This is a genomic window from Nonomuraea sp. NPDC049421, assembly GCF_040677005.1.
GTDB lineage: Bacteria > Actinomycetota > Actinomycetes > Streptosporangiales > Streptosporangiaceae > Nonomuraea > Nonomuraea salmonea.
This window is the reverse complement of the sequence record NZ_JBFAQA010000001.1, coordinates 716258-742570: the sequence shown is the minus strand read 5'-3', so window position 1 is coordinate 742570 and position 26313 is coordinate 716258. Positions and strand designations below refer to the sequence as shown.

Annotated in this window: 26 protein-coding genes; 15 read left to right on the top strand and 11 right to left on the bottom strand. The window is 72.2% G+C overall.

The window, feature by feature from the left end; translation table 11 throughout:
* Positions 1-40: 40 nt before the first annotated feature.
* The gene (locus AB0K18_RS03385; protein WP_364909079.1) at positions 41-469 is read right to left on the bottom strand and encodes a CBS domain-containing protein; all 429 of its coding nucleotides are present in this window, start codon (positions 467-469) and stop codon (positions 41-43) included.
* Between the two features lie 128 nt (positions 470-597).
* Here AB0K18_RS03385 and AB0K18_RS03380 point away from each other — a divergent pair, with 128 nt between their 5' ends.
* The 10 genes from AB0K18_RS03380 to AB0K18_RS03335 all read left to right on the top strand — a co-directional run bounded on the left by AB0K18_RS03380 (position 598) and on the right by AB0K18_RS03335 (position 11012).
* The gene (locus tag AB0K18_RS03380) at positions 598-1989 is read left to right on the top strand and encodes an aminopeptidase P family protein (protein ID WP_364909078.1); all 1392 of its coding nucleotides are present in this window, start codon (positions 598-600) and stop codon (positions 1987-1989) included.
* Between the two features lie 136 nt (positions 1990-2125).
* Complete coding sequence (locus tag AB0K18_RS03375; protein WP_364909076.1) at positions 2126-2917, top strand: ABC transporter permease; 792 nt, start codon at positions 2126-2128, stop codon at positions 2915-2917.
* Positions 2914-3738, top strand: a complete 825-nt coding sequence (locus AB0K18_RS03370; protein ID WP_364909074.1) for an ABC transporter permease — start codon at positions 2914-2916, stop codon at positions 3736-3738. The genes AB0K18_RS03375 and AB0K18_RS03370 overlap by 4 nt, the downstream gene beginning before the upstream one ends.
* 4 nt (positions 3739-3742) lie before the next feature.
* Positions 3743-4762 carry an MlaD family protein gene (locus AB0K18_RS03365; RefSeq protein ID WP_364909071.1) on the top strand — a complete coding sequence of 340 codons (1020 nt, stop codon included), beginning with the start codon at positions 3743-3745 and terminating at the stop codon, positions 4760-4762.
* Positions 4762-5805 (top strand): MlaD family protein, encoded by a 1044-nt coding sequence (locus AB0K18_RS03360; protein WP_364909068.1) that lies wholly within the window; start codon positions 4762-4764, stop codon positions 5803-5805. Before AB0K18_RS03365 ends, AB0K18_RS03360 begins: the two co-directional genes overlap by 1 nt.
* Positions 5805-6842, top strand: a complete 1038-nt coding sequence (locus tag AB0K18_RS03355) for an MCE family protein (protein ID WP_364909067.1) — start codon at positions 5805-5807, stop codon at positions 6840-6842. The genes AB0K18_RS03360 and AB0K18_RS03355 overlap by 1 nt, the downstream gene beginning before the upstream one ends.
* Complete coding sequence (locus AB0K18_RS03350; RefSeq protein WP_364909065.1) at positions 6839-7864, top strand: MCE family protein; 1026 nt, start codon at positions 6839-6841, stop codon at positions 7862-7864. Before AB0K18_RS03355 ends, AB0K18_RS03350 begins: the two co-directional genes overlap by 4 nt.
* Complete coding sequence (locus tag AB0K18_RS03345; protein WP_364909062.1) at positions 7861-8856, top strand: MCE family protein; 996 nt, start codon at positions 7861-7863, stop codon at positions 8854-8856. Before AB0K18_RS03350 ends, AB0K18_RS03345 begins: the two co-directional genes overlap by 4 nt.
* On the top strand, positions 8853-10172 hold the full coding sequence (locus AB0K18_RS03340) for an MCE family protein (RefSeq protein ID WP_364909059.1): 1320 nt from the start codon (positions 8853-8855) through the stop codon (positions 10170-10172). Before AB0K18_RS03345 ends, AB0K18_RS03340 begins: the two co-directional genes overlap by 4 nt.
* 9 nt (positions 10173-10181) lie before the next feature.
* The gene (locus tag AB0K18_RS03335; RefSeq protein ID WP_364909056.1) at positions 10182-11012 is read left to right on the top strand and encodes a hypothetical protein; all 831 of its coding nucleotides are present in this window, start codon (positions 10182-10184) and stop codon (positions 11010-11012) included.
* Here AB0K18_RS03335 and AB0K18_RS03330 read toward each other — a convergent pair whose 3' ends face one another.
* Positions 11013-11936: a cation diffusion facilitator family transporter gene (locus AB0K18_RS03330; protein ID WP_364909054.1), complete on the bottom strand. Its 924-nt coding sequence runs from the start codon at positions 11934-11936 to the stop codon at positions 11013-11015.
* Positions 11937-11970: 34 nt separating this feature from the next.
* Between AB0K18_RS03330 and AB0K18_RS03325 the strand changes: the two genes are divergently transcribed.
* The 3 genes from AB0K18_RS03325 (at position 11971) to AB0K18_RS03315 (ending at position 14905) form a co-directional block, all read left to right on the top strand.
* Positions 11971-12429 carry a MarR family transcriptional regulator gene (locus AB0K18_RS03325; protein ID WP_364909051.1) on the top strand — a complete coding sequence of 153 codons (459 nt, stop codon included), beginning with the start codon at positions 11971-11973 and terminating at the stop codon, positions 12427-12429.
* A 59-nt stretch (positions 12430-12488) separates the two neighbouring features.
* A complete protein-coding gene (locus AB0K18_RS03320) occupies positions 12489-13136 on the top strand; it encodes an LppX_LprAFG lipoprotein (protein ID WP_364909048.1) in 648 nt (215 codons plus the stop codon).
* 98 nt (positions 13137-13234) lie between these two features.
* Positions 13235-14905: an MFS transporter gene (locus AB0K18_RS03315; RefSeq protein WP_364909045.1), complete on the top strand. Its 1671-nt coding sequence runs from the start codon at positions 13235-13237 to the stop codon at positions 14903-14905.
* Positions 14906-14944: 39 nt separating this feature from the next.
* Here the strand turns inward: AB0K18_RS03315 and aspS are convergent, their stop codons facing one another.
* The 5 genes from aspS to AB0K18_RS03290 form a co-directional block, all read right to left on the bottom strand.
* On the bottom strand, positions 14945-16213 hold the full coding sequence (gene aspS / locus AB0K18_RS03310) for an aspartate--tRNA(Asn) ligase (RefSeq protein WP_364909042.1): 1269 nt from the start codon (positions 16211-16213) through the stop codon (positions 14945-14947).
* A gap of 266 nt (positions 16214-16479) precedes the next feature.
* A complete protein-coding gene (gene der / locus AB0K18_RS03305) occupies positions 16480-17871 on the bottom strand; it encodes a ribosome biogenesis GTPase Der (RefSeq protein ID WP_364909039.1) in 1392 nt (463 codons plus the stop codon).
* A 39-nt stretch (positions 17872-17910) separates the two neighbouring features.
* Complete coding sequence (gene cmk, locus AB0K18_RS03300) at positions 17911-18567, bottom strand: (d)CMP kinase (protein ID WP_364909037.1); 657 nt, start codon at positions 18565-18567, stop codon at positions 17911-17913.
* A 53-nt stretch (positions 18568-18620) separates the two neighbouring features.
* The gene (locus AB0K18_RS03295; RefSeq protein ID WP_364909035.1) at positions 18621-19985 is read right to left on the bottom strand and encodes a carotenoid oxygenase family protein; all 1365 of its coding nucleotides are present in this window, start codon (positions 19983-19985) and stop codon (positions 18621-18623) included.
* 15 nt (positions 19986-20000) lie between these two features.
* Positions 20001-20621, bottom strand: a complete 621-nt coding sequence (locus AB0K18_RS03290; protein ID WP_364909032.1) for a TetR/AcrR family transcriptional regulator — start codon at positions 20619-20621, stop codon at positions 20001-20003.
* Positions 20622-20724: 103 nt separating this feature from the next.
* On the opposite strand from AB0K18_RS03290, the gene AB0K18_RS03285 reads away from it, so the two are divergent.
* Positions 20725-21576 (top strand): glycosyltransferase, encoded by an 852-nt coding sequence (locus tag AB0K18_RS03285; RefSeq protein ID WP_364909029.1) that lies wholly within the window; start codon positions 20725-20727, stop codon positions 21574-21576.
* Between the two features lie 20 nt (positions 21577-21596).
* Positions 21597-21791, top strand: coding sequence for a DUF2795 domain-containing protein (locus tag AB0K18_RS03280; protein WP_355421464.1), 195 nt, complete (start codon positions 21597-21599; stop codon positions 21789-21791).
* Between the two features lie 90 nt (positions 21792-21881).
* Here AB0K18_RS03280 and AB0K18_RS03275 read toward each other — a convergent pair whose 3' ends face one another.
* From AB0K18_RS03275 to scpB, 4 genes are all read right to left on the bottom strand, one after another.
* Positions 21882-22967, bottom strand: a complete 1086-nt coding sequence (locus AB0K18_RS03275; protein ID WP_364909026.1) for a prephenate dehydrogenase — start codon at positions 22965-22967, stop codon at positions 21882-21884.
* A gap of 83 nt (positions 22968-23050) precedes the next feature.
* On the bottom strand, positions 23051-23410 hold the full coding sequence (gene aroH, locus AB0K18_RS03270; protein ID WP_364909023.1) for a chorismate mutase: 360 nt from the start codon (positions 23408-23410) through the stop codon (positions 23051-23053).
* A gap of 70 nt (positions 23411-23480) precedes the next feature.
* Complete coding sequence (locus AB0K18_RS03265; protein WP_364909021.1) at positions 23481-25481, bottom strand: pseudouridine synthase; 2001 nt, start codon at positions 25479-25481, stop codon at positions 23481-23483.
* Positions 25478-26011, bottom strand: coding sequence for an SMC-Scp complex subunit ScpB (gene scpB / locus AB0K18_RS03260; protein ID WP_355432868.1), 534 nt, complete (start codon positions 26009-26011; stop codon positions 25478-25480). The genes AB0K18_RS03265 and scpB overlap by 4 nt, the downstream gene beginning before the upstream one ends.
* Positions 26012-26313: the final 302 nt, after the last annotated feature.

The following is a 26313-nucleotide window of genomic DNA, read 5'->3' as shown; positions in this document are numbered from 1 at the left end:
GCGTGCCACCCCTGTCAACCCACCCGGTCAACCCATCCGGTCAGCGGTGAAGGTAGTCGACCAGCGACGCCTTCTCCGTCTCCAGCTCCTCGATGGCGCTCTTGACGACGTCGCCGATGCTCACGATGCCGACCAGCCGGCCGCCGTCGACGACGGGCATGTGGCGGAAGCGCTGGTTGGTCATCGTACGGCGCAGCGACTCGACGTTCTCGCCGGGCCCCACCGTGGTCACCTCGGCCGTCATGATCGAGGACACCGGGGCGTCGAGGATCGAGGCGCCGCGGTCGTGCAGCCGGCGTACGACGTCGCGCTCGGAGACGATGCCCTCGATGGTGACGCCGTCGGAGGAGACGACCACCGCCCCGATGTTGTGCTCGGCCAGCTCCGCGAGCAGCTCGCGCACGGTGGCGGCCGGTGACACGCAGGTCACGTGGCTGCCCTTGTTCCGAAGGATCGAACCGATGAGCATGTGCATCACCTCTGTCCCTCAGTGTTCCAAGCCCAGGTCCAGAGCAAACAGGCGGGTGGGGACGGAGTCAAGCGGTCCCGTAGGCTGCCTGCGTACGAACTCCGACATGTCACTCAGGGACCGTGAAAATGACCGAGGTGCTCAACACCGGCAGCCATGATCTGCCCGTCACCGACGAGCTGGCCGCGTTCATGCGGACGGGGTGGGCGGGTGAGCGCCGGGCCGGCATCGCGCCCCTGCCGATCGCGCCGTGGGCGGCCAAGCGGCGGGCCGCGCTGGCCCAGCGCTTCCCCGGCGAGCGGCTGGTGATCCCGGCGGGCACGCTGAAGGTGCGCAGCAACGACAGCGACTACCGGTTCCGTCCGCACAGCGCGTACTCGTACCTGACGGGGGCGGGCGAGTCGGACGACGTGCTGGTGATCGAGCCGTCCGGCGAGGCCGTCCTGTACGTCAGGCCGCGCGCCCCGCGCGAGGAGGGCCAGGAGTTCTACCGGGACCGCCGCTACGGCGAGTTCTGGGCGGGCCCGCGCCCCGACCTGGCGGAGGCGGCCGAGCTGTACCAGGTGGAGTGCGCCCACATCCGCGACCTCGACCTGAAGGGCCCGGCGCGGGTGCTGCGCGGGGTGGACGCGTCGGTGGACGCCCGGGTCGAGCGGGGCGGCGGCGACGCGGAGCTGGAGTCGTTCCTGTCGGAGATGCGGCTGATCAAGGACGAGTGGGAGGTCGGCGAGCTGCGTTCGGCGGTGGAGGCGACCGTGCGCGGCTTCGAGGACGTCGTACGCGCCCTCCCCCAGGCGATGGGCCACCGGCGCGGCGAGCGGTACCTGGAGGGCGTGTTCGGGCTGCGGGCCCGGCTGGAGGGCGACGCGGTCGGCTACGACAGCATCGTGGCCTCGGGCTCGCACGCCTGCGTGCTGCACTGGATCCGCAACGACGGCCCGCTGCGCCGCGACGACCTGCTGCTCATGGACGCCGGCGTCGAGTCGGACACGCTCTACACGGCCGACGTCACCCGCACCTTCCCGTTGTCGGGCCGGTTCAGCGCGGTGCAGCGGCAGGTGTACGAGCTGGTCTACGAGGCCCAGACGGCGGCCATCGCGACGCTGCGGCCCGGTGCCCGCTTCCGCGACTTCCACCTGGCGGCCATGCGCGTCATCTGCGAGGGGCTGCGCGACTGGGGCCTGCTGAAGGAGCCGGCCGACACGCTGCTGGAGACCGGCCTCTACCGCCGCTACACGCTCTGCAGCAGCGGCCACATGCTGGGCCTCGACGTGCACGACTGCGCGAAGTCGCGGGCCGAGGTCTATCTGGACGGCGTGCTGGAGGAGGGCCAGGTGCTGACCGTCGAGCCCGGCCTGTACCTCCAGCCGGACGACCTGACGCTGCCGGAGGAGCTGCGCGGCATCGGCGTGCGCATCGAGGACGACCTGGTGATCACCGCCGACGGCGCCGAGCTGCTGTCGGGCGGCCTGCCCCGCCACCCCGACGAGATCGAGGCGTGGATGGGCACCCTTTTGTAGTGGACCGCACACGTTTCGTGCGTGGCTGACAAGTCCGAACCGGGCTCTCATACCTTTTCCGCAAATTCTCACCGGAGCATCGACTACTGGACAACCCGTCAGTAGGGTTGCCAATCCGTAGGCGGCGGAGGTGGTGATGGCCTGGTCCGGGTATGTAGGGCGCCGGGCCGGCGCGGCCCTCGGCCAGGTCGGTGAGCTGTTCGTCATCGTGCTGGAGGGCCTGCGCCGCAGCTGGGACGTCAGGCGCTGGTTCTGGGAGTTCGTCGACCAGTGCTGGTTCCTGGCCCGCGTCACCAGCGTCCCCGTACTGCTGGTCTCCCTGCCGCTCGGCGCCACCGTCGCGTTACAGGTGGGCGAGCTGGCCCGGCAGCTCGGCGCCGGGTCGGCCACCGGCAGCGCGGTCTTCGTCGGCCTCATCCGCGAGGTGGCGCCGCTGGCCAGCGCGCTGCTGATCGCCGGGGCCGGCGGCAGCGCCATGACCTCCGACATCGGGGCCCGCCACATCCGCGACGAGCTGAGCGCGATGGAGGTCATGTCGGTCAACCCCATCCACCGGCTGGTCACGCCGCGCATGTGGGCGGCGAGCACGATCGCGGTGTGCCTGTGCCCGCTGGTCATCGTGGCGGGCGCGGCCGGCGGCTACTTCTTCAACGTGGTCGTGCAGGGCGTCACACCGGGCGCGTACTTCGACGGGGCGCTGTCGCTGGTGGTGGCATCCGACCTGTACGTGACGCTGCTCAAGGCGTGGATCTTCGGGTTCATCGCCGCGGGGGTGGCCTGCCACAAGGGCATGACGTGCGCGACCAGCCCGGTCGGGGTGGGGCGGGCGGTCAACCAGGCGACCGTGGTGACGTTCATGCTGGTGTTCACCTTCAACTACGTCATCTCCGCGGTGTACTTCCTGGCCTACCCGCCGAGGTCGCTGTGACCGCGGCGCTGCGGGCCGCCGAGCGCTTCGCGTCCCTGTCCGACTGGCCGCTGTTCGTGGGCAGAGTGCTGTTCTACTGCGTCCGCGACGTCGTGCTCCGCCTCAAATACGGCAAGGTCGTGTTACGGCAGGTCAGCGACGTGGTGGTGGGCGTCGGCGCGACGGTCATCGGCGGCGGCATGATCTTCGTGGTGTTCACGATGGCCTTCGTCGTGGGCGCGACCGTGGGGCTGCAGGGCTACCAGGGGTTGCAGGCCATCGGCGCGGAGTCGTTCATGGGCCTGGTGGGCAGCTTCGCCAACGTCCGCGAGATCACCCCGATCATCGCGGCGACGGCGCTGGCGGCGCAGGTCGGCTCGTCGTTCACGGCGGAGCTGGGCGCGATGCGGATCTCCGAGGAGATCGACGCGCTGGAGGTGATGGGCATCAACGCCTTCACCTACCTGATCTGCACCCGCGTCGTGGCCGCGCTGCTGGCGCTGGTGCCGATCTACCTGATCGCGTTGTTCGCCAGTTTCTTCGCCACCCGGCTGATGTGCACGGTGCTGTTCGGGCTGGCGCCGGGCGTCTACGACTACTACTTCTACCTGTATCTGCCGGTCAGCGACATCGTGTTCAGCGTCGCCAAGGTCGCGGTGTTCGCGTTCGCGGTGATCGTCATCCACTGCTTCCACGGGTTCCACGCCACGGGCGGCCCGGTGGGCGTGGGGGTGGCGGCGGGCCGGGCCATCCGCCAGTCGATCGTCACGATCGTGCTGCTCAACCTGTTGCTGTCGTACCTGTTCTGGGGTGGCGGCGGCAACATCCCGCTGACGGGGTGACGCGGTGGGCCGCAGCGAACTCTCCCTCTCCACCCGGCTCTGCATCGCGCTCGCCATGCTCGTGGTGCTGGCGGGAACCGTCCTGTACGCCGTGCGCACCGCCACCGAGGTCCCCGGCACCCGTTACGACGCCGTGTTCGGCCGGGCCGGGCAGGGCCTCGACGCCGGCTCCCCGGTGAAGATCCGCGGCATCACCGTGGGCGAGGTGACCGACGTCTCGCTCGACGCCAAGGGCAGGGCGGTGGTCACCATGCACGTGGACGACGCGATCAGGGTGCCGCGCACGGCCAGCGCGTCGGTGGAGCCCGCGTCGGTGTTCGGGCCCAAGTTCGTGGACCTGCGGCCGGGGCGGGGCGAGGCGCGCGGGCCGTATCTGGCGGCCGGGGCCGTCATCACCCGTACGGAGGACCCGCTCGACCTGTCCGACACGCTCGGCGACGCCTACCGGGGCCTGAAGGCCGTGAGTCCGCGCGAGGTGACGGTCATCGTGCACACCCTGGCCAAGGGCCTGGAGGGGCAGGGCGAGGACCTGCGGGAGCTGATCGGCGACGCCGGCACGGTCATGTCGGTGGCGCACCGGCAGCGCTTCCGCGCCCGGCGGTTCCTGCGCGACGGCGCGCTGCTCGGCACCGCCCTGTCCGACAAGGGCGACGAGCTGGTCGCCATCTCCTCCGACGTCAACGTCATCACCCCCGACCTGCTCAGGCGGGCCGACAAGGTACGGGCCCTGCTGCAGGAGGTCACCTCGGTCTCCGGGCAGGTCACGCACGGCCTGGCCGAGCACAGGGGGAACCTGCGGGCCGGGGTGCGCTCGGGCGAGCGGGTGGCCGCGCTCATCTACGCCCAGCTCGGCCTCGCGGGCGACGGCGTACGCGGCCTGAACACCCTGGTCGACCTGCTGAACGAGCTGATCGAGGCGCCGGGACCAGGAGGGACCAGGCAGCTGCAGGTGGAGGCGTTCCTGTCGGGCGACGTGTGCGAGCTGGTGGTGGGCATCTGCGGCCCCACCGACGGGAGGCGCTGATGGAGATCGCCCGCCGCCGCTGGACGCTGCTGCGCGCCGCGCTGTTCGTCGGCGTGTGCGTGGCGCTGATCGCGGCCATCGGCGTGCAGGTCGCGCGGGTGAGCACCGGCGACGGCTACCGGCTCGTCGCCGTCTTCGACGACGTGTCGGGGCTGGTCGAGGGCGACCAGGTGAAGATCGCCGGAGCGCCCGTCGGCCAGGTGGAGGCGATCAGGGTCGTGGACGGCCGCGCCGAGGTGACGCTGGAGGTGCAGCGGGCGATCACCGTGCCGCCCGACACCGAGGCCGCCGTACGCTGGCGCAACGCCGTCGGCCAGCGCGTGGTCTACCTGCTGCCCGGCACCGCGCCCGGCAGGCTCGTCCCCGGCGCGCGCATCGCCCGCACCTCGTCGGTGGTGGACATCGGCGAGCTGATCAGCGACCTCGGCCCGCTCACCCGCAGCCTCGACCCCGACCAGATCAACCGGCTGCTGACCGCCGCCGCCAAGTCCCTCAAGGGCAACGACCGCACGATCCCGCGGCTGCTCGACAACGTCAACGCCATCACCACCACGGTCGAGCAGCGCAGGAGGACCATCGAGCAGCTGCTGAAGGACTACGCCACGGTCAGCGACGTGGTCGCGAGGCGCGACAAGCAGATCGAGCGGCTGGTGGACAACCTGGTGACGCTGTCGGAGTCGTTCGCCGACAACCGCGAGCTGGTGGACGACGCCCTGGTGGAGCTGGCGGCGACCATGCGCACCACGAACGAGGTGCTCGGCAGGAACGCCGGCGAGCTGGGTTCCCTGGTCGACAACCTGTCGGGGCTGACCGGCGGCATCAGGCGCAACGTCAAGAGCATCGACCAGGCGGTCGGCACCTTCCCGCCGCTGTTCGAGCGGGCGTACTCGTCGGTCAACAGGGGCCACTACTTCATGACCGCGATCCCCTGCCTGGCGCTCGGGCCCGCGCCCTGCCCGTACGGCATGCGCACCCCGCCGCCGCTGCGCAACACCCGCGTGCAGAGTGAGAAGGACCTGCGGAAGCTGCTGGTGGGGTCGTGATGGCGCTCAAGTCCTTCAGGGATCGCAACCGGCACGCCGTCGGGCTGGTGTCGCTGACCACGCTCGCCGCGGTGCTGGTGGCCACGTTCCTGGTCGGCAACCTGGGGCTGCTGGAGGGCGGCTACACCATGTCGGGCGTGTTCGCCGACTCAGGCGGGGTGCGCACCGGCAACGACGTACGGGTGGCCGGCGTACGGGTGGGCGAGGTCACCGAGGTGCGCGCCGACTACGCGCACGGCCACGTGATCGTCACCTGGCGGGTGGACGACGGCGTCCGGCTCGGCCGCGGCACCCGCGCCGACATCGCCCTGTCCAACCTGCTCGGCGGCCGGTACGTCAAGCTGTCGGGAGCCGTCTCGCCCCCGTTCATGCACGAGCTGCCGGAGGGGCGGCGGCGCGTCCCGATGACCCGCACCGGCGTCCCCACGCTGGTCAACGACGCCGTCAAGGACGCGACCCGGCTGGTCGAACGCCTCGACACGAAGGCCGTGGACGACCTGCTCACCGAGCTGGGCAAGCTCGACGTCGTCAAGCGCGGCCGCGTCACCCGGCTGCTCGACGACATCGGCGACCTGTCCGGCACCGTCAGCAGGAGCGAGCCGCAGCTGCGCCGGCTGCTCGACAACGGCGCCCGCGTCATGGACGTGCTGAAGAAGAAGGACGCCCAGCTCGGCCGGCTCGTCGACGCCGTCGAGGTGATGCTGGAGGAGCTGCGCAGGCGCAGGAAGGAGCTGCGCACGCTGCTCGGCGACGGCAGCGACCTGGTACGCAGCACCACCCGCCTGATCAGGGAGCACGAGCGCTCGCTCGTCCAGGTCCTCGACGACAACGCCGCCATCACCACCCGGCTCAGCGCCGGCAACGAGCGGCTGAACACGCTGCTGGCCTGGGCGGGGCCGACGTTCTCCGGGCTGTCCACGATGGGCGGCCAGGGGCCGTGGCTGGAGGCGATCGCGACCGGGCTGGGGCCGATCAACCCGGAGGTGCTCGCGGCCGTCGCCAAGGACAGGGCGAAGGACAGGAGGGGCGACCGATGAGGCGGCTCGTCGCGGTGCTCTCTGCCTGGGTGCTGCTCGCGTCGGGGTGCACGGTGGGCGGGGCGGAGCCGTACCGGCTGAGCGCCGTCTTCGCCAAGGCGCCCGCCCTGTACGAGGAGGCGCGGGTCAAGGTCATGGGCCTGGATGCCGGCTACGTGGACCGCATCCGCATCGACGGCGACCGCGTACGGGTGGACCTGCGGATCGACCCGCACGTGCCGCTGCCGTCCGGCGTCAAGGCCGTGGTCGCGCCGCAGAACACGCTCGGCGAGCGCAACGTCGTGCTCTACCCGCCATGGAAGCCGGGCGACCGGCGCATCGCGCCGGGAGCGGTGATCCCGCTGGAGCGCACCGACCTGCCGGTGGAGATCGACGACGCGCTCGACGCGTTCACCAAGCTGACCGAGGCGCTCGACTCCCGCAAGCTGGGCGGCGTCGCGGGCGACCTCGCCGACGGCGTCAGAGGACGCGGGAAGACCATCGGCGACGCCATCAGCAGCACCTCCGAGCTGACCGGCGTGCTCGCAGCGCAGGACCAGCGGCTGGTCGAGCTGGCCAAGGGACTCAACGAGCTGGCCACCAGCCTCAACGAGCGCGAGCGTCAGGTGACGGGCGCCATCGACGCCTTCTCCGAGGCGAGCGCGCTGCTGGCCGAGGAGCGGCGGCGGCTGCGCGGGTTCGTCACGTCCATGGCGGGGTTCGTGCGGCGCGGCGACGTGATCATCGAGCAGTACGCGGAACGCCTGCCCCAGGCCACCACGACGCTGGCCGAGCTGGTGCTGACGGTCCGGGCCAACAGCGCGTCCATCGCGCGAGCGGTCAAGGGCGCGGCGGACTTCTCCGACGTGCTCATCGACTCCTGGGACCGCGAACAGCACGTGCTGCAGATCCGCGTCGTCCTCAACGCGATGACCAGGGCGTGGCTGCGGCCGCTGTTCGACTCGCTGAACCTGGGCGAGGTGCCGTGCCTGCCCGCCGGCCTGAGCAACTGCCCCTTCGAGCGCAGGGGAGGCGGCCGATGAGGCGCGTCCTGGCCCTGATCCTCGTGGCGGCGGTGACGGCGGCCTGCTCGCTGCGCACGCTCGGCGCCACCACCGGCGACCTCACCCTGTACGCGGTCTTCGACGACGTGCAGAGCCTGGTCTCCGGGCACAGCGTGCAGATCGCCGACGTACGCGTCGGGTCGGTCACCGACGTGCGCCTGGAGGGCTACCGGGCCAAGGTCGCCATGTCCGTCCAGTCGGCCCACCGGGTGCCCGCGGGCAGCACCGCGACCGTGGCCAAGACCTCCGTGCTGGGCGAGAACTACGTCCTGCTCACCCCGCCGCCCGGCAAGGACCTGGCCACGGGGCCGTACATGAAGGACGGCGCCACCATCACCGAGACCTCGGTCGAGCCGGACATCGAGCAGGTCACCGCCAGGGCGGGGCCGCTCATCGAGGCGCTCGGCGCGCAGGACGTCAACGCCGTGCTGGACGCCGCGTCCACCGCCTTCGCCGGGCAGGGCGACGAGGTCAACCGGCTGATCAGGCAGACCGCCGAGGTCACCGACGCCTACGCGGCCGCCAGGAAGGACCTCGCCACCTCCATCGACGCCCTGGCGAAGCTCGGCGACGACCTGGCCGAGGGCAGCGGCGAGCTGGACCGGCTGCCCGGCACGCTGGCCGCCGCCACCGACCGGCTCGCCCACGGCCGCAGGCACGTCAAGAAGGCCGTGGTCGCCCTGACCAGGTTGGCCGAGCAGGCCAACCTCACCGTCTATCCGCGGCATGCCGCCCGGCTGCGGACGCTGCTGCGCGAGCTGGAGGCCATCTCCACGGCCATGCAGCGCGGCAGGCAGGACCTGAAGGGGCTGGTGGCCAGGTTGCAGAAGTTCATCGACGCGCCGCCGATCACCGTCAACGGGCAGGTGCTCACGTACGTGTGGCTGCGCGGCGTGCTGCTGCCCGAGCCGGGCAGGCCCGTACGCGACACCGTGGACGCCGTCCGCCGGCTGCTGGAGCCGCCGCGATGAGGAACCGGGTCACGCTCAACCTCGGGTTCTTCGTGGCGCTCGGGGTCGTCATGACGGTGTGGGCGTTCACCACGATCATCCGGCTGGACGCCGTCGAGCGGCCTTACCGGGTGTCGGCCGAGTTCGCCTCCTCCCCCGGGCTGATCCGCGGGTTCGACGTCGCCTACCTGGGCGTACGCGTCGGGAAGATCGGCGACGTGCGGCTCGCGCCCGGGAAGATCGTGGTCGGGCTGGACATCGACAGGGAGATCAGGCTGCCGAAGGGCGTCACCGCCGAGGTGCGGCGCCGCTCCGCCGTCGGGGAGCCGTACGTCGAGCTGTCGCCGCCCGCCACCGGCGTCACCGGCGCCAGGCTCGCCGCCGGCGACACGATCCCGCTGGCCAGGACCGCCGTGCCGCTCGACTACAAGAAGCTGTTCGAGGGCGTCGGCAAGCTGCTGAACGCGGTGCCGCCCGAGGACGCCGAGACCATCGTGCACGAGCTGGCCGTCGCGCTCGACGGGCGGGCGCCCGCCATCAGGCGCATCATCGACGACGCCCACGCCCTGACCGGCACGCTGGCCGACAACGCCGACGTGCTGGACGACCTGTCGGTGCAGCTCACCCGGCTCACCCACACGCTGGCCGGCAAGCGGGGCGAGCTGGCCTCCGGCATCACCGACCTGAGCACGGTGACCGCGACGCTGCGGGCCTCACGCAAGGACCTGAACGCCATCCTCGACCGGGGCCCTGGCGTGTTCGGGCAGCTCGACGCGGCCGTACGAGCCTCGCGGCCCGGGTTCTCCTGCCTGCTGACCGCCGCCGGGCTGCCGCACCGGCCCGCCTTCTCCGCCGCCACCGAGCGGAACGTGCACCACCTGCTGAGCATCGTGCCGACCGCGCTCAGCCTCGCCGACGACATCAGCGACCGGCGCGGCGACACCGTGTACGGGCGGGCGGAGTTCCTGTTCAGCGTCCCCGGCGGGCCGACGCCGGCCGAGGAGTACGCGGGCCCGCTCGGGCCGCCCACCGTGCCCAAGCTGCGCGCCTGCCCCGACCGTGACCCCGAGCCGCGCCCCGGCCGCTCCGGCGACCGGTACCGCGAGGTCGCCGACCCGGAGCCGTCCCTTCCTCCCTCGCCCCCGGACACCCCGAGACCCGATCGGGGCAAGACCCCCGCACGCACCTCGGACCCCGTCGCCGCCCCCACCGGCGGCCCCGGGACATCCGACCCCCTGGACAACGCCCCGCTGATCGTCGCGATCATGCTCGCCGTGCTGGCGGGCGGCGGCGTCGTGGGCTGGACCACCGCGGGCCGCGCCGCCCGCCGCCGATGAGGAGCCCCCATGACCACCCGCCACCCGGCCGCCACCCAGGACGACCTGCCCCTCGCTCCCACCGACCCCGTTTCCGAGCCCCCCGAGATCACCGCTGAGCCCGTCTCAGAAGCGGCACCCGAGCCCGCCGCTGAGCCCGCTCCCGCCTCCGCCGCTGAGCCCGCCGGCTCGGCCGAGCCGACCTCCACCCGTACCGACTCCCCCGCCGAACCGGAGGCCGCCGCCGAGGCGGCCCCCTCGCCCGAACCACCCGGCACGACCGGGCGGGACGCGCGTTCGAGGGGTGGGTTCACGCGGGCCAAGCTGCTCGGGGCGCTGGGCGCGATGCTGGTGGTCGCCGTCGCGGCCACCGCCGTGCTGCAGTGGGTCTCGGCGGCCCGCGCCCAGGAGGCCACGGCCCGGCTGGAGGCCGAGCGGGCGCTGCGGGTGGAGGTGTCGGGCGCGGCGGGCGCGTTCAGCCGGGCCCTGCTCAGCTACGACTACCAGAACCTGCAGACCACCCGGGCCACGCTGGCCGCCCAGGCGACGGGCGACTTCCTCGCGACGTACGACGCGGCGTTCGGCGGCGCGATGGCCCAGGTCATCGTCAAGCTCAAGGCCACCTCCCAGGCGACCGTGCGCGAGGTCTACCTGGCCGGCGTGGACGAGGCCACCGCCCACGCCATCGTGGTCGTCGACCAGCAGGTCAACACCTCGGAGGCGATCCGTTCCGTCAAGGACTCGCACCTCAAGATCAGCCTGGTGAAGGAGAAGGGCACCTGGAAGATCAACGAGGTGACGGTGCTGGGCGCGGCGTCGGAGGACCAGTACGACCTGGACGGCAAGCCCGCCAAGGAGTGATCAGCGGCGCGTGGGCGTGGGGTCGAGGAACACCTGCTCGACCTCGGGGAACCGATCCCGCAACCGCCGATCCACCTCGTCACAGGTGATCTCCAGACCGGCGGCACTGGCCTCGTCCCGGAAATCGATCTTTGCGGCGACCAGCACCGCGCCAGGCCCGATCACCATCGTCAGCAGCTCCACCACGTCGGCCACCTCGGGCTGCTCCAGCAGCACCGCCCTGATGCCGGCCTCCATGCCCTCGGGCACGGCCTGGCCTATGAGCAGCGACAGGTTCGAGCCGATCAGGATGAGCGCCGCCACCAGCAGGAGCAGGCCGATGATCACGGAGGCGACGCCGTCCCAGAGCGCCGAGCCGGTGAGCTGCGAGGCGAGCAGCCCGCCCGCGGCGATCAGCAGGCCCACGAGCGCGGCGGCGTCCTCGAACAGCACGGCCTTCAGCGCCGTGTCCGACGTCACCCGCACCAGCCGGAGCGGGTTGACCTCGTGCCGCCTGGCCTCGCGCCGCAGCTGCGACAGCGCCTTGAGGAACGAGACGCCCTCGATCACGAACGCGGCGGCCAGCACGACGTACGACGGGGTGAGGTTCGACAGCTCCTCGCCGTGGCTGATCTCATGCAGGCCGTGCGTGATGGAGAACCCGGCGCCGCCCACCAGCGTCGCCACCGCCGCCATCATCGCCCAGACGAAGCCCGACTTGCCGTGGCCGAACGGATGCCGCCGGTCGGCCGGCCTGCCCGACCGGCGCACGGCCACCAGCAGCAGCAGCTCGGTCACGGTGTCGGCGGCGGAGTGCGCCGCCTCCGACAGCATGGCCGCCGAGCCGCCGATCAGCCCGGCGATGAGCTTGGCCAGGGCGATGGCGAGATTGGCGGCGCCGGCCACGAGCACCGTCCCCAGGCTCTCTCCCGACTTCCCGCCCATAGCGTTCCACCTTACGTGCGCTAGATTGGGGATCATGCGCGAGCCCCGGTGGCTGTCCCCGGCCGAACAGCGTGCGTGGCGCACGCACCTGGCGGTGCACAAGCTGCTGATGCACCGGCTCGATCGCGAGCTGCACGCGCACTCGCTCTCGCTCAACGACTACGAGATCCTCGTCAACCTGTCCGAGAGCCCGGGGCGCCGCATGCGCATGAGCGAGCTGGCCGACGTCACCATCCAGTCGCGCAGCCGGCTGTCGCACCAGATCTCCCGCATGGAGGCCAAGGGGCTGGTGACCAGGGAAGACTGCCGTGACGACCGGCGGGGCACCTACGCCGTGCTGACCGACGAGGGCTGGGAGACGATCCAGCGGGTGGCGCCGTACCACGTGGGCGGCGTGCGCGAGCACTTCGTCGACCGGCTCACCGACGACCAGCTGGAGGCGATCGAGGCGGCGTACGCGCCGATCGTCGAGCACCTGAAGAAGCTGCGCTGACACCCAACCGATATGCGTGAGGAGCCACGCGCCCTCCCGCCGATCGCTAGCATCCGGTCATGCTCAGAAAGCTACTGATCGTGGCGGTCCTCGCGCTGGCGACGGCGTGCTCGTCAGGCGGCGGGGGGCCAGAGCTGCCGGCCGGGTCCGACGTGATGAAGAAGGCCGTCGACGCCATGAAGACCGTCAAGTCGGCCAGCTTCTCCATCGCCACCGAGGGCAAGCCGGACGTGCCGCTGAAGAAGGCCGACGGCCGGCTCACGGCCGAGGGCGACGCCGACGGCACGATCACGCTCGAAGCGCTGGGCAACCTCCTCGAGGTCACCTTCGCCGTCGTGGGCGACACCGTGCACTTCAAGGGCGCCACCGGCGGGTTCCAGAAGATGACGCGGCAGCAGCTGGCGCAGATCTACGACCCTTCGGTCATCCTCGAGCCCACCAAGGGCGTCGCGCAGCTGCTCGCCTCCGGCACCGACCCCAAGGTCGAGGCCGTCGAGAACGGCTCCTACCGGGTCGCCACCACCTTCCCCGCGAACGTCGTGGGCCAGATCGTCCCCGGCGTCACGCAGGGCGTCAACGGCAAGATCTGGATCGACCAGGCCAGCAGCCGGCTCACCAAGGCCAGCCTGCCGTTGCAGGGCGGCACGGTGACGGTGTCGTTCAGCGACTACGACGCGCCGGTCACGATCAAGCCGCCCGCGGAGTGACGCACGTGCGACGGGACGTGACGCGGCCCTGTGAGGCGGCCCTGTGAGGCGGCCCTGTGAGGCGGATTCGATGAGGCGGATTCGATGAGGCGGATTCGATGAGGCGCGCCCGCCGGGTGGTGCTCGGCGCGGGCGGCGCGGTGGTGCTGCTTGCGGCGCTGGACGCGTACGTCGTGGTGACCGTCCTGGTCGCCATCGCCGGCGACGTCGGCATCCCGCTCAACCACCTCGAACGCGCCACCCCGATCGTGACGGGCTTCCTGCTGGGGTACGTCGCCGCGATGCCCCTGCTCGGACGGCTCTCCGACCGCTACGGCCGCCGCCCCCTCATCCACGCCTGCCTGGCCGCCTTCGCCCTCGGCTCCGTGCTGACGGCGTTGGCGAGCGGCGAGATCATGGTGGTGACCGGCCGCACGGTGCAGGGCGTGGCAGGCGGCGCCCTGCTGCCCATCACCATGGCCCTGATCGGCGACCTGTGGGACGAACACGAACGCCCGGTGGCCCTCGGCGCGGTGGGCGCCGCCCAGGAGCTGGGCAGCGCCCTCGGCCCGCTGTACGGCGGCCTCCTGGCCGGCATCCCCAGCACGGTGGTGGCGGGCCTGGAACTGGGCGGCTGGCACGCCATCTTCTGGATCAACGTCCCCCTGGCCGCCCTAGCCGCACTCGCGATCCATGTCACCCTCCCACCCGGCCCGACCAGGACCGTCAAGGGCAGCGCCAACACGAACGAACCCATCCGTACACCCCCACCCAGCGCGGCCGTAGAAGCCGCCGCGCACGCGCGCCCCGAGTCCTCCGAAGCCCCCGCGCCCGCTGCCGGCGCGCGCCCCTCCACCACTCCCGGAGGCGCCACTCCCGGAGGCGCCGCGCCCGTTGGCGTCGCCACGGGTGGGCGGGTGGATCTTGTGGGTGGGGGGTTGCTGGCGTTGGCGTTGGCGCTGCTCGTGATCGGGCTTTACAACCCCGATCCGGCGGCCGCCGTCCTGCCGCCCTGGGGCGTTCCGTTGATCGTGGCGAGTGTCGTGATCGGAGCCGGGTTCGTGTGGTGGGAGGTGCGGTCGCCGGTGCGGCTGATCGATCTCACCGGCGCCCGTAAGGGGCCCCTGCTGGCCACCCTCGGGGTCAGTTTTCTGGCGGGGGCGGCGTTGCTCGTCACCATGGTGTTCGTGCCGATCACCGCCCAGACCCTGCTGGGCACCGATGAGCTGGGCGCGTCGCTGGTGCTGGCGAGGTTCCTGGCGGCGCTGACGGTGGCCGCGTTCCTCGGCGGGCTGCTGGCCCGCAGGCTGGGCGACCGGGTGGTGGCGATAGCCGGCATGATCCCGGCGGCGGCGGGGTACGCGCTGATGAGCCGCTGGCCGCTCGACCTGGCCGGCGCGGGCCTGACGGTCGATCTCACGCTGGCACTGGCCGGGCTGGGGCTGGGCCTGGTGATCGCCCCGGTGTCGTCGGCGGTGCTCAGGGTGAGCCGCCCCGACCAGCACGGCGTGGCGTCGGCCGCGGTCGTGGTGGCGCGGATGATGGGCATGCTGGTCGGCATCGCGGCCGTCTCGGCGTGGGGTTTCTACCGGTTCCAGTCGCTGACGGCCCACCTCGACACGCCGCTGCCGTTCGGCGTGGACGCGGCGACGTACCAGCGGCAACTGGCCGAGTACACCGAGCTGGTGCGGGCGGCGCTGCACACCGAGTACACCGAGATGTTCCTAGTCACGGCGTTCATCTGCCTGCTGGGGGCGGCGGTCGCCGTCCGCATGCCGGCCCGCCGCTAGGGGCGGCCCCCACGAAGAGGGCCGCCCCAGGCGAGGGGGTCAGGGCGACAGGCGGTGCAGGTCGCGGGGGAACGCGGTGACCTGCCGGACGTTGGCGGCGCCCGTCAGGCGGGCGGTCCAGCGTTCGAGCCCGAGGGCGAACCCGCCGTGCGGCGGCATCCCGTACCGGAACGCCTGGAGATACCCCTCGTACGGGCCGGTCCCCTCGCCCTGGGCGGCCAGCGCGCGGACGTAGTCGTCGTAGCGGTGCAGCCGCTGTCCGCCCGTCACCAGTTCGAGCCCGCGGAAGAGCAGGTCGAACCCGTTGGAGCAGCCGGGCCGCGCGGGGTCGGGATGGGTGTAGAAGGGCCGCTTGGACATCGGGTAGCCGGTGACGAACAGGAACTCCGACCCGTGCTCCCGCTCGGCCCACTCCGACAGCCACCGTTCCTGCGCGGGCGACAGGTCGGGCTCGGAGGAGGAGGTGAGCCGCTGCGCCTCGGTGAAGTGCACGGAGGGGATCTCCGCGGGCACCTCGGGCACCCGTACGCCGAGCAGCGAAAGGGCCTGCGGTGCCCGCCGGCGTACGGACTCCAGCATGCCCGCCACCACCTCCCGCAGCACCGCCATCACGTCCCGGTGGTCGCGGACGAAGCCGAGCTCGGCGTCCAGGCTGGTGTACTGGGCGAGGTGCCGTACGGTGTCGTGCGGCTCGGCACGGAAGACGGGCCCGACCTCGTAGACCCGCTCGAACACCCCGACCATCGCCTGCTTGTAGAACTGCGGCGACTGGGCGAGGTAGGCGGGCCGCCCGAAGTAGTCGATGGCGAAGACGTTCGCCCCGGACTCGGTGGCCGAGCCGACGATCTTCGGGGTGTGGATCTCGGTGAACCCGAGCCGGTCGAGCGTCTCCCTGAACCCGGCCACGCCGGCCGCCGCGATCTCCAGCGGCGCCCGCAGCAGCGGGTGCCGCAGCGCGACGGGCGCGTGGTCGAGCACGGTCGGCAGCCCCGCACCGACCACGGGCCGATAGAGGTCGAACGGCGGCGCCGTGCCCGGCTCGGCCAGCACCTCGATCGAGGGCGAGACCAGCTCGTGGCCGCCGGGGGCCTGCGGGTTCGCGGCCACCGTGCCGGTGACCGCGACCACGCTCTCCTCGGGCGGCAGAACGGCTTCCGAGCCGGTGACCGCCTGGGCGAGCCCGGCGCGGTCGCGTACGACGAGGAAGGAAACGGACTTCAGCTGCCGGCGGCGATGGGCCCAGCCGGCGATCGTCACTCGTTGTCCCGCGTGCTCGGCGAGCTCCGCGGAGAGAATACGAGAGATCATCACAACTCCTGCGAGACGTGTATGACCCCTTGGGAGTGCGGGGGAGAAGGGAGCTCCCGGTGCCACCGCACTTTCGCCGCCCCCGCGAAGGGGGCGGCCTCGAAACGACCCGATGACGGGGGTCAGGCCGGCGGGGCATTTCCTCCCCGCACTCGGGAGTGTCTTCACCGGCGGGTCACGGCGCCGCCTTCGCAGCTACCGGCGGCTCTCTGAGGCCGTGATGCCCGCGGTTACTCGTCTCCGTCAGCGCGTTGCCGCAGACCTTATCACTTGTCCTTCTTGGCGCGCTTCTCCCTGATCTTCATCGTCACCTCGATCGGCGAGCCCGCGAAGCCGAACTCCTCGCGGATGCGCCGCTCGATGAAGCGGCGGTAGGTGTCCTCCAGCCAGCCGGAGGTGAACAGCACGAACTTGGGCGGCTCGACCGACGCCTGCGTGGCGAAGAGGATCTTCGGCTGCTTGCCGCCGCGCACCGGCGGCGGGGTCTCGTGCACCAGCTCGGTGAGGAACGCGTTGAGCCGGGCCGTCGGCACCCGCGTGGACCACGAGTCGAGCGCCTTCTCCAGGGCGGGCACGAGCCGGTCGAGGTGGCGCCCGGTCCTGGCGGAGATGTTGACGCGCAGCGCCCACGGGGTGCGGACGAGCTGGCGGTCGATCTCCCTCTCGAGGTAGTAGCGCCGGTCCTCGTCGAGCAGGTCCCACTTGTTGAAGGCGACCACCATGGCCCGGCCCGACTCGATGACCAGGCCGATGATGCGGAGGTCCTGCTCGGTGAGGGGCTGGCTGGCATCGATGAGCACGACCGCGACCTCGCTGCGCTCAAGGGCGGCGCGGGTGCGCATGGCGGCGTAGAAGTCGGCGCCCTGCAGCTCACGGTCGCGCCGGCGGATGCCGGCGGTGTCGACGAAGCGCCAGGTGCGCCCGCCCAGCTCGATCAGCTCGTCGACGGGGTCGCGGGTGGTGCCGGCCATCGGGTCGACGAGCACGCGCTCCTCCCCCGCCAGCTTGTTGAGCAGCGAGGACTTGCCGACGTTGGGCTTGCCGAGCAGCGCGACGCGGGCGGGCCCGCGCTCGGCCTCGAACGTGAGGCGCGGCGTCTCGGGCAGCGCGTCGAGCACGACGTCGAGCAGGTCGCCGCTGGAGCGCCCGTGCAGCGCGGAGACGGGGTAGGGCTCGCCGAGCCCGAGCGACCACAGCGCGGCGGCCTCCAGCTCGAGCTGCTGGTTGTCGACCTTGTTGGCGGCCAGCACGACCGGTTTGCCCGACTGGCGCAGCACGGAGCCGACGATCTCGTCGGCGTCGGTGGCGCCCACGGTGGCGTCGACCACGAACACGATGACGTCGGCCAGCTCGACGGCGACCTGCGCCTGCTCGGCGATGCGCAGGTTCATGCCCGTGGCGTCGGGGTCCCAGCCGCCGGTGTCGACGACGGTGAAGCGGCGGCCACGCCAGTTGGCGTCGTAGGTGACGCGGTCGCGGGTCACGCCCGGCACGTCTTCGACGACCGCCTCACGGCGGCCGATGATGCGGTTGACCAGCGTGGACTTGCCGACGTTGGGCCGGCCCACGATGGCGACGACCGGAAGCGGCGTGGCGTCTTCGTGCTCGCCGATCTCAAGCTCGTCGAGGTCGGCCTCGACCCAATCCCCCGTTGTCACGATTTTTCGTCCTTTGTGAGTCCCGCACCGGACTTCGGGTCAGGTGCGCTCTTTGACCAGTCTCAACACCTCCGCGATGACCTCGTCCAAGGTCAGCGCGGTGGTGTCGAGCTCGATGGCGCCATCCGCCATCGAGAGCGGGTCTGTCTTACGTGTCGAGTCAAGAGTGTCACGCCTGGCCAGGGCCTCGCGCTGCGCCTCCACCGTCGAGCCCGCCACCTCGGCGCTGCGCCGCAGCGCACGGGCCTCGGGGCTGGCCGTCAGGTAGACCTTGACGGTGGCGTCGGGGCAGACGACCGTGCCGATGTCGCGGCCCTCGACCACGATGTCACCGGCGCCGACGATCTCGCGCTGGAGCGCCACCAGGCGGGCGCGCACCTCGGGGACGGCCGCCACGGCCGACACCGCGCCGGTCACCTCGGCCTCCCTGATCGGCCCCGCCACGTCGACGCCGTCGACGTGGATGGTGGGACCGTCGGGGTCGGTGCCGGAGACGACGGCCGGCTCGCCGCAGCGGGCCGCGATCGCGGCCGGATCGGCGAGATCGACGCCCTGGCGCAGCATCCACCAGGTCATCGCGCGGTACATCGCCCCGGTGTCCAGGTAGCGCAGGCCCAGCGCGCGGGCGACCCCGCGCGACACGCTCGACTTACCCGACCCCGAAGGGCCGTCCATCGCGACGACCAGACCGGTCACGGCCTCTCCCTCTTCACGTTTCAGCTTGCCTCGAAGAGGCTACCGCCTCCGGCTCAGTCGGCGATCCAGCTTGCGTGAAAGCCGAGCGGCACGCGGGCGGGCAGATGCACGGTGGCGAGGGGCTCGCCGGTGAAGTCCTGGGCGGACAGGATCACCAGGTCGCCCGCGCCCCGCTCGGGGTTGTTGACGTAGGAGAGCACGTATCCGTCGTCCTCGCCCTCCCCCGCGGGGACGAAGACCGGCTCGCCCGCGAACGCCTCGCGGCCCATCCGCCGCGTCTCCTGCGTGCCGCGCTCCAGGTCGTGCTTGATCAGCGTGTTGTCGAACGCCGTGTCGGGCATGTCCTCCAGATCGTTGCCGCCGGGGTAGAACCGCTCCTCCATGTCGAGGGTGGCGGCGGTGTAGCCGTAGCGGTACGGCCGGCCGGTGCGGCGCTCATCCATGCGCGGGAACTCCTGCGCCCGGTCGTCGAGCCGGGTCTCGCTCACACGCCCTGTGCGCAGGTCGATGCGCCAGCGGCCGAGCGTGGGCGTGCCGCCTAGGTCGAGCCGGGAGTCGAGGAAGCGCTTGGGGTAGCGGACGACGTCCACGACCACCTCCTCGCCCTCCTCGTACGCGTTGAGCGTGTGGAACACCCAGCACGGCGCCACCTCGAACCAGCGCACCTCGCCGGTCGCGCGCGACAGGAGCCCGAGCCGCGCGCCGTGGTCCTCGTTCCAGGCGACGGGCAGCGGCGAGCCCTTCTCGGCGTGCGGCATGCTGAACGTCACCGGCAGGTCGTAGATCACCACGAACCGCTCGGTGAGCGCGAAGTCGTGCATCATGGGCGCGTCGGGGACCGGGATCTTCCTGACCTCCGTCACCACGCCCTTGTCGTCGATGACGATGTGCTGGTGGTGGTCCCAGCCGAAGAAGTACGCCATCGCGTGCAGCTCGCCGGTGAACGGGTCGAGGTGGGCGTGGCCGGTGTAGCCGCCGGGCAGCCCGCCGCCGAAGTCGCACGGCCCGATCGTGTCGAGCTCGTAGCTCAGCTCGTACGGCCGCGCGCCCCCCTCCTGCGTCGCGAACGTGCGCCCGGCCAGCCCGATCACATGGGTGTTGGGCGCGAAGTCGAGGCCGGAGTGCACCGGCCCCGGCCGCGGTTCCTCGCCGAGCCGCCGCGCGACGGAGGCGCTGCGCACCCACCGGTTGCGGTACCACTCGGCGCGGCCGTCGCGCAGCCGCACCCCGTGCACCATGCCCTCGCCGATGAGCAGGTGGGCGGCGCCGGGGTCGTCGAGGCCGAGCGGGTTGGGCCCGTTGCGCAGGAAGCGGCCGTTCAGCTCGGCCGGGATGCGGCCGGTGACCTCAAGGTCGAAGGCGGTGATCTCCTCGGTGACCGGGGCGAAGCCGCCGGTGAACGGCGTGGTGCTCATCATGCTCTCCCTCTCGTCTCAGGAACGGCGGCCGTGGGCCGGCAGGAACCGGGTGAGCACCGAGGTGCACAGCAGCCGGTAGCGCGGCGACGCATCGGCCTCCTCGAAATAGCTCATGATCTCCAGGCTCACGGCGCCGTGGACGGCCATCCACAGCAGGTCCGCGATCTCGGCCGCCGCGCCCCCGGTCAGCTCCCCCGCCTCCAGGCACGCGGCCACGGACGCCACGAGCAGGCCGAAGGTGTGCTTGGCCGTCCGCGTCGCCTCTTCCTCCGCCCTGAAGCCCGGCAGGGCGCCCAGGAACATGACGCGGTAGTAGTCGGGCTCGGCCAGCGCGTACGCCCGGTACGCGCCCAGCACGCCCATCAGCCGGTCGAGCGGGCCCTCCTCGTGGGGCACCGCCAGCAGCCGCTGTTCGAGCCGGGCGAAGCCCTCCAGCCAGAGGGCCTCGCTGAGGCCGTCCTTGCCGCCGAAGAGCGTGTAGATGACCTTCGTGGAGCAGCCGGCCTCGGCCGCGATGCGCCGGACGGTCAGCGCCGCCGGCCCTTCGCTGATGAGCAGGAGCTTGGCCGCGTCGAGGACGGCCGCCCTGACGGCGCTCTGCCCTTCGCGCTGGGCCTGCTGGTACGGAGTACTCACGGTAACGCCGTTTCTTGTTGGTAACACTGTTACCGATCTTTCTACCCGCTCGTCCGCGGCCTGTCAACGACTAAGCGAGGGCGTGCAGGTAAGTGCGAAGGGTGTGGAGAGCGAACCGCGTGTCACGGTCGTCGTGGCCAGCAGGGACAGGGTGCGGACACTGACCCGTACACTGCCGCTGCACCCGCGCCCGGTCATCCTGGTGGACAACGGCTCCGGCGACGGCACCGCCGGCTTCGTCCGCCGCCACTTCCCCGACGTCCACGTGGTCGAGGCGGGCAGGAACCTGGGCGCCCCCGGCCGCAACCTCGGCGTCGAGCTGGCCAGGACGCCCTACGTGGCCTTCGCCGACGACGACTCCTGGTGGGCGCCTAAGGCACTGGAACGGGCGGCCGACGTGCTGGACGCCCATCCCCGCCTCGCCGCGCTGGGCGCGCGCGTGCTGGTCGGCCCCGACGAGCGGCTGGACACGGTGTCGGAGCGCATGCGCGACTCGCCGCTCGGCACCGAGCCCGACCTGCCGGGGCCGAGCGTGCTGGGGTTCCTGGCGTGCGGGGTGGTGGTGCGCAGGGACGCGTTCCTGGAGGCGGGCGGCTTCGACGACGTGGTCTTCTTCTTCGGCGAGGAGGAACGGCTGGCGCTGGATCTGGCGGCGCTGGGGTGGGGGCTGGCGTACGTGGACGACGTCGTGGCCCACCACCACCCCTCGCCCGCCCGCGACCCCGAGGGCCGCCGCGCCCTGGCCGTCAGGAACGCGCTGCTGACGGCCGTGCTGCGACGCCCCTGGCCGGTGGTGGCGCGGCGGGTGTTCGACGCGCTGCGCGGCGGCCGGGCGGGCCGGAGCGGTCTCCGTACGGCGCTGCCCCGGCTCCCCGCGGCCCTTTCAGAACGCCGCCGCCTCCCGCCAGCGGTGGAACGGAACCGACGCTTGCTGGAGAGTCGTTACATATTGTGATTGATGGGCATCAGAGGGTCATGACAACAGCACCTAACCCGATCGACCTGCAGAAGCACCTGAGCGGGGTCGACTACCCGGCCAGCAAGCAGGACCTGATCAAGGCCGCTCGCGAGCACAACGCGAGCAACGACATAGTCAAGGCTCTCGAAGCCATGCCGGACCGCGAGTACGACGGCCCGAACGCCGTCAGCCAGGCGATCACCAAGCGCTGATCGCCGGAACGCGCCGGGCGGGCCCCCTCACGGGGACCCGCCCGGCGTGCGTCCATGAACAGCCCGCCCGGGTGGCGGGCGAGACGGGTCTCAGGGGACCTGCCAGCCGCGTTCGTGCAGAGCCCGGGTGAGGGCGGCGGCGGCGCCGGGCTCCACGGACAGCTCCGCGATGCCCAGCGGCAGGCCGGGAGCGTGCTCCAGGCGGACGTCCTCGACGTTGACCCCGACCTCGTCGCACGCCTGGAACAGGCGGGCGAGCTGACCGGGACGGTCGCCGATGACCACCTGCACCACGGCGTAGGAGGAGGCGGGGCCGCCGTGCTTGCCGGGGATGCGGTCGTGGCCCACGACGCCGCGCTTGAGCAGCTGGGTGATCTCGTTGGTCGCGGTGCCGTCGCCGTCGGCCAGGGCCCGCAGCGCGTTCGCCGCGTCGGCCAGGTCGTTGGCCACCGCCTCCAGCACCTCGGCGACCGGCGTCGCGTTGCCGGACAGGATGCCCAGCCACAGCCCGGGATCGCTGCCCGCGATGCGCGTGACGTCGCGGATGCCCTGACCGGCCAGCCCGAGCGCGACGTCGGTGGCGTCGGCCAGCCGGGCCGCCACCGCCGAGGCCGCCACGTGGGGCGCGTGGGAGACGACCGCGACCGCACGGTCATGGTCGATGGCGCTGACCTCGACCGCGTTGGCCCCGCACAGCTCGATCAGCCGCAGCACCGCCGCCTTCGCCTCGGGATCGGCCTCCTCGGTGGGGCACAGCGCCCACGGCCGGCCCAGGAACAGGTCGTCCCTGGCCGCGCCAGGACCCGACTTCTCCCGCCCGGCGAGCGGGTGCGAGGCCACGTAGGAGGACAGGTCGCAGCCGAGCTGCATGGCCCGGTGGATGGGCTCGCCCTTGACGCTCGCCACGTCGGTGTAGAAGCGGGCCGCGCCGAGGCGCTGCAGCTCCAGCAGCTCGGTCGCCACGTGCGCGGGCGGCACCGCGATGACCGCGAGGTCGGCCCGCTCCGCGTCGGCGCCCGGCCGCCACTCCTCGCCGGCGCCGAGCTCCCGTGCCAGTCGTACGGCCCCCTCGTCCTGGTCGGCGAGCAGCACCCGCACACCCCGCTTGCGCAGGGCCAGCGCCGCGGAGGTGCCGATGAGACCGGTGCCGACGACGAGCACGGTACGAAGATCCATGTCGATGTCCTGAATGGTCGGGCTGAACGGTTGAGAGGTGCCGCGCGGCCTGTATGCCTGCCGCGTCCTGCCTTACGGCGAATCTACTGGGCGATGTCCTGCCGCAGCGCCACCGCACCCCGCAGATAGACGTGCTGCATCTCGGAACGCGGCCGGTCGGTCTCGATGTGGGCCATGAGGCGCACCACCCGCGGCAGCGCGCCGGGGACGTCGATCTCGGTGCAGCAGATCAGCGGCACATCGTGGAAGCCCAGCTTGCGCGCGGCCAGCGCGGGGAACTCGGCCGTCAGGTCGGGCGTCGCGGTGAACAGCACGCTGATCACGTCGTCGGGAGTCAGGTCGTTACGCTCCATGATCGTGCTGACCAGCTCGGTCGTGCCCGAGATGACCGCGTCACGGTCGTTGGCGTCGACCTGGATCGCCCCACGGATCGCCCGCACCATGTGCTTCGTTCCCTTCCATGGCCATAGAGCCCGTGCGGAAGGACCGCACGGGCTCCTGCGTCCGGCCAGATTACAGCTTCACGGCCGCGTACAGCTCGCCGACTTCCTTCAGCGAGAGCGCCCTGACGGTGCCCGGCTTCGTACGGCCCAGCTTCACCGGCCCGAACTCGATCCTGGCCAGGTCGATCACCCGGTGACCCGCCTCTTCCAGCATCCGCCTGACCACGTGCTTGCGGCCCTCGTGCAGCACCACCTCGACCAGCGCCTGCTGGCCGTGCTCCTGCACGATCGAGAACGCGTCGGCCCTGGCGATGCCGTCCTCCAGCTCGATGCCCTGCTTGAGGCGGCGGCCGAGGTCGCGCGGGATCGGCCCCGGCACCTTGGCCCAGTATTTCTTCTGCACGCCGTAGCTCGGGTGCGTCAGCCTGTTGGCCAGCTCGCCGTCGTTGGTGAGCAGCAGCAGGCCCTCGGTCTCGGTGTCGAGCCGCCCGACGTGGAACAACCTGGGCGCCAGCTCCTCGACGTAGTCGGCCAGGCACGGACGGCCCTGCGGGTCGTCCATGGTGGACACGACGCCGATCGGCTTGTTGAGCGCGTAGTAGACCAGGTCGGGGGCGGTCGGGATGCGCATGCCGTCGACGTGGATGACCTGCGTCGCCGGGTCGACCTTGGCACCGAACCTGCGGACCACCTGGCCGTTGACCGTGACCCGGCCCTCGCCGATCATCTCCTCGCACGCCCTGCGGCTCGCGACGCCCGCCTGGGCGAGCACCTTCTGCAGCCGCACGCCGTCGGGGACCTCGGTGGTGTCGCGCTCGTCGGTGTAGCCCTCGGGGTAGAAGTCGCGGTCGCGAAGCGGCTGCCTGGCCGCCTTGACGCGGTCACGCTGAGGGCTGCCGGGGCCCCTGCCGGACCCACTGCCGGACCCACTGCCGGGGCCGCTGCCGCGCCGTCCCCCGCCGACGGTCTGCACGTCGTCCCTGCGCCCGGTACGCGCGCCAGGACGCCCGTTCCGCTCGAACCGCCCCCGCTCGGAACGCTCGCCACGCTCAGGACGACCGCCACGCTCGGGCCGGTCACGCCGGTCGCCGCGCTCCCCGCGCTCGAAGCGGTCGCCGCGCTCGGGACGGTCCTGCCGGCCGGAGCGCTGCGGCCGGGACTGGCGGTCGTCGCGTTCGGCCCGCTCGGGACGGTCGCTCCAGTCGCGCCGGGCCGGCCCGTCGTCGCCGTCACGCCGGCCGTAGCGGGCGCGCGTCGAGCTCACGGGCCTTGATCCGGCGTCCTCACGCCGCCCGCTCCGGCCCGCACGGAACGCACTGGCGCCCCGCTCGTCTCGCCGGTCGTCTCGCCGGTCGTCTCGCCGGTCGTCCGATCGGTCGGAACGGTAACCGCCCCGGCCCTCGTCACGGAAGCGCTCACCGCGCTCGTAACGGTCGCCGCCCCGGTCGAACCGGTCACCCCCGCCGAAGCGGTCGCCGCGTCCCCCGGCCCGGTCACCCCGGTCACCCCGGTCGCTCCGGTCGAAGCGGTCGCCGCGCCCTCCGGCGCGGTCGTCGCGGCGAAAGCGCTCCTGCCGGTCACCGCCACTGGACCGCCCACGGTCACCGCCGCCGAAACGGTCGCGGTCACCACCGCCGAACCGCCCACGGTCACCGCCGCTGGACCGCCCGCGGTCGCCGCCGCCGAAGCGGTCGCCGCTGTATCGCTGCCGGCGGTCGTCGCCGCCGGCGTACCTGTCATCACGCCTGTCATCGCGCCTGTCGCTGCGCCTGTCGTCGCGCGGGCCCTGACGACGGTCGCCGTCGCCGCGGTCGTACCGGGCGCGGGCGCCGCCCCGGTCGGCGCGCAGGGAGTCGCGGGACGGCCGGGCGCGGAAGTCGTCTCCGCCGCGGGCGTCGTCGTCGCGCCGGAAGTCGCCCCGGCCACCGCGGGCACCGCGGGAGTCCCCTCCACGCGTGCCGCCGCCACGGGTGTCACCGGAGCGGAAGGCGGGACGCCCGCCACGGCCGGAGCCGCCGGCACGTCCACGACCGCGTCCATCACCGGACGGGGTGCTACGCCTGTTGATCACTTTGTCGTCTCCTCGAGATTTTCCACGTCGTCGGGGAGGAAGGGGGCGAGCTCAGGCAGCTCGCTCAGATCCCGCAGTCCCAGACGTTCAAGGAAGTATGAGCTTGTCCGGTAGAGCACTGCCTGGCTCTCCGGGTCGGTGCCGGCCTCCTCGACCAGCCCCCTGGCGACGAGCGTCCGCATGACGCCGTCGCTGTTGACGCCGCGCACCGCGGCGACGCGGGCACGGCTCACCGGTTGCCGGTAGGCCACGACCGCGAGTGTCTCCAGCGCGGCCTGGGTCAGCCGCGTCTGCTGGCCGTCGCGTACGAACCGCTCGACCAGCGCCGCGCAGTCGGCACGCGTGTAAAAGCGCCAGCCGCCCGCGACTTCTCGCAAATCAAAACCCCGCCCGGCGGCGGTGTATTCCGCCGCCAGCGCGCGCAACGCAGCGGCCACCTGATGCGTCGGCCGCTCCAGCACCTGAGCCAGCGTCACCTCGGCGACGGGCTCATCAACCACCATCAGGATAGCCTCAAGCGCCGCCTCCAACGACGGCCCCTCCCCAGCGCCCCCGCCGCCACCGGCGTTCCCAGGCTCTTCACCCCCGCGAGCGGAGGCCGCCACAGCAGGCTTCTCGGCCTCGGTGGCATCCCGCCACCCGGCCCGCGGCACGCCCTCGCCCCCAGGACTCGCCCCGTCCCCCGCCTGGGGACGGACCCCATCCGCCGAGGGAGCCGCCGGCGCCTCGGGCTCGTCCGGGGCCTCCGGCTCCCCTGCGGCCGCGTCCGTCTCCGCCGGCTCGGCGTGTGGCGGTGCGTCGTCGACGGGCCCAGGGCCGGCCGGGTCGCCGG

Bases quoted from the DNA above. Each gene is read 5' to 3' on its own strand.
- AB0K18_RS03380 (WP_364909078.1), top strand. From the start codon at position 598: ATGACCGAGGTGCTCAACACCGGCAGCCATGATCTGCCCGTCACCGAC.
- AB0K18_RS03295 (WP_364909035.1), bottom strand. From the start codon at position 19,985: ATGATGAGCACCACGCCGTTCACCGGCGGCTTCGCCCCGGTCACCGAG.
- AB0K18_RS03275 (WP_364909026.1), bottom strand. From the start codon at position 22,967: ATGGATCTTCGTACCGTGCTCGTCGTCGGCACCGGTCTCATCGGCACC.
- AB0K18_RS03330 (WP_364909054.1), bottom strand. From the start codon at position 11,936: ATGGGCGGGAAGTCGGGAGAGAGCCTGGGGACGGTGCTCGTGGCCGGC.
- aroH (WP_364909023.1), bottom strand. From the start codon at position 23,410: ATGGTGCGGGCGATCCGTGGGGCGATCCAGGTCGACGCCAACGACCGT.
- AB0K18_RS03280 (WP_355421464.1), top strand. From the start codon at position 21,597: ATGACAACAGCACCTAACCCGATCGACCTGCAGAAGCACCTGAGCGGG.
- AB0K18_RS03325 (WP_364909051.1), top strand. From the start codon at position 11,971: ATGCGCGAGCCCCGGTGGCTGTCCCCGGCCGAACAGCGTGCGTGGCGC.
- AB0K18_RS03340 (WP_364909059.1), top strand. From the start codon at position 8,853: ATGAGGAACCGGGTCACGCTCAACCTCGGGTTCTTCGTGGCGCTCGGG.
- AB0K18_RS03360 (WP_364909068.1), top strand. From the start codon at position 4,762: ATGGAGATCGCCCGCCGCCGCTGGACGCTGCTGCGCGCCGCGCTGTTC.
- AB0K18_RS03385 (WP_364909079.1), bottom strand. From the start codon at position 469: ATGCTCATCGGTTCGATCCTTCGGAACAAGGGCAGCCACGTGACCTGC.
- AB0K18_RS03350 (WP_364909065.1), top strand. From the start codon at position 6,839: ATGAGGCGGCTCGTCGCGGTGCTCTCTGCCTGGGTGCTGCTCGCGTCG.
- AB0K18_RS03335 (WP_364909056.1), top strand. From the start codon at position 10,182: ATGACCACCCGCCACCCGGCCGCCACCCAGGACGACCTGCCCCTCGCT.
- AB0K18_RS03315 (WP_364909045.1), top strand. From the start codon at position 13,235: ATGAGGCGCGCCCGCCGGGTGGTGCTCGGCGCGGGCGGCGCGGTGGTG.
- AB0K18_RS03320 (WP_364909048.1), top strand. From the start codon at position 12,489: ATGCTCAGAAAGCTACTGATCGTGGCGGTCCTCGCGCTGGCGACGGCG.
- AB0K18_RS03345 (WP_364909062.1), top strand. From the start codon at position 7,861: ATGAGGCGCGTCCTGGCCCTGATCCTCGTGGCGGCGGTGACGGCGGCC.
- aspS (WP_364909042.1), bottom strand. From the start codon at position 16,213: ATGATCTCTCGTATTCTCTCCGCGGAGCTCGCCGAGCACGCGGGACAA.
- AB0K18_RS03375 (WP_364909076.1), top strand. From the start codon at position 2,126: ATGGCCTGGTCCGGGTATGTAGGGCGCCGGGCCGGCGCGGCCCTCGGC.
- AB0K18_RS03355 (WP_364909067.1), top strand. From the start codon at position 5,805: ATGGCGCTCAAGTCCTTCAGGGATCGCAACCGGCACGCCGTCGGGCTG.